General features: G+C 61.1%; 1 protein-coding gene. It reads left to right on the top strand.

What is annotated here, in order from left to right; all coding sequences use genetic code 11:
• Window positions 1-24: 24 nt before the first annotated feature.
• The coding region (locus AB4Z11_RS31200) for a methyl-accepting chemotaxis protein (protein WP_442029987.1) at window positions 25-1581 on the top strand (1557 nt) is incomplete at its 3' end.

The raw sequence follows: 1581 nt of genomic DNA, 5'->3' as shown, positions 1-1581 counted from the left end.
CCACTTAACGAACGGGAGATAACTATGAATGTTCGCGACTACAAGATTGGTACGCGACTCGGTTTTGGTTTCGGCGTCATTCTTTTGATTCTGGTCGGCGTGGTCCTGCTGGCCAATGTACTGAACTACCGTAACAAGTCCCAGCTGATGACCGGGCTGGATCTGACGACGGCCAAGAGCATGCAGGCGCAGGCCATGAAGAGCGCCATGCTGGAAACCGGTATCGCCATGCGCAATATCGGCCTGCAGTCGGACGTCAGCCTGATGCAGAAGGAAGAAGAAAAGGTCAAGGCCAACCGCGCGCGCTACGACGCGGCGCGCGGCAAGCTGCAGGGCCTGGGCCTGAGCGACACCGAAAAGAAGGTGCTGGACGATATCACCGCGCTGGACCGCGATGTGGACGCGGCCTTCAAGGAAGCGCTGGGCCAGGTGCTGGCGTTTAACAGCGAAGGCGCGGCCAAKGTGATTGCGACCCGCATCGACCCGCTGAACCAGCAGACCCTGACCGCCCTGAACAAGCTGGTGGACATGCAGCACGCCGCTTCCGCCTCGTTCAAGGAAAGCTCGAACGCCAGCGACAGCCGCTTGATGACCATGCTGTTCGTGCTGAGCGCCGTAGCGGTCGCCGTGGGCGTGGTGTTTGCGCTGTTCATCACCCGTTCGATCATCGGGCCGCTGAAGTTTGCCGTGTCGGTGGCGCAGAAAGTGGCCAGCGGCGAGCTGACTTCGCAAGTGAAGGTGGAAGGCAAGGATGAAACTTCCGAGTTGCTGCAGGCCCTGAAGGACATGAACGATTCCCTGGTGAAGACCGTGGGCCAGGTGCGTTCCAGCACCGAGACCATCACCACGGCTTCGCATGAAATCGCGTCCGGCAATGCCGACCTGTCGGCCCGTACCGAATCGCAGGCTTCCTCGCTGGAGGAAACCGCTTCGTCGATGGAAGAACTGACTTCCACCGTGAAGCAGAACGCGGACAATGCGCGCCAGGCCAACCAGCTGGCGGTGTCGGCATCGTCGGTGGCGGTGAAGGGCGGCACGGTAGTGTCGCAAGTTGTGGACACGATGGGCTCGATCAAGGAGTCTTCGACCAAGATCGTGGATATTATTGGAGTCATCGACGGCATCGCCTTCCAGACCAATATCCTGGCGCTGAATGCCGCGGTGGAAGCGGCGCGCGCCGGTGAGCAGGGCCGCGGCTTTGCGGTGGTAGCATCTGAGGTGCGTAATCTGGCCCAGCGCTCCGCTGCCGCGGCAAAAGAGATCAAGGCCCTGATCGACGACTCCGTGCAAAAGGTGGACGCGGGCGGCCGTCTGGTCGATGAAGCCGGCCAGACCATGGGCCTGATCGTGACATCGATCAAGCAGGTGGCCGACATCATGGGCGAGATCACCGCCGCGACGCTGGAGCAAAGCCACGGCATCGAGGAAGTGAACCAGGCCATCACGCAGATGGACGAAATGACGCAGCAGAACGCGGCCCTGGTGGAAGAAGCTGCTGCCGCCGCGGAAAGCATGCAGGAGCAGGCTGACCATCTGGCGGAAGCGGTGTCCATCTTCAAGCTGGCGGGTGATGAATTCAAC

It is taken from the genome of Pseudoduganella sp. RAF53_2 (assembly GCF_052113985.1).
GTDB lineage: Bacteria > Pseudomonadota > Gammaproteobacteria > Burkholderiales > Burkholderiaceae_D > Rugamonas.
This window is presented reverse-complemented; position numbering and strand designations above follow the sequence as displayed.